The 208-nt window shown below is 69.2% G+C and carries 1 protein-coding gene; it reads right to left on the reverse strand.

The genetic code is table 11. The features are described from left to right. Positions 1-208, reverse strand: a 208-nt coding sequence (locus OO67_RS35600; RefSeq protein WP_208861136.1) for a lantibiotic dehydratase, incomplete at both ends; no start/stop codon positions are given.

Genomic DNA, 208 nt, shown 5'->3' on the forward strand with positions numbered 1-208 from the left:
CGCCTTGGCCAGGATGTTCACGTAGACCGGGGCATCGAAGTCCACGTAGAACGGCCGCGGCTCGGCCGGCGACACCACGAACACATGACGCGGCAGCCCGAGCCCACTCCGCCAGTTCCGCGCCCGCACATACCGCCGGGCCTCACTCTTCTCCCCCGCGAACTCCAGATCCCCACCCGTGAACCGCCACGACTCCCGGCTCACCACC

It is taken from the genome of Streptomyces atroolivaceus (genome assembly GCF_000717025.1).
In the GTDB taxonomy this organism is placed as follows: domain Bacteria; phylum Actinomycetota; class Actinomycetes; order Streptomycetales; family Streptomycetaceae; genus Streptomyces; species Streptomyces atroolivaceus.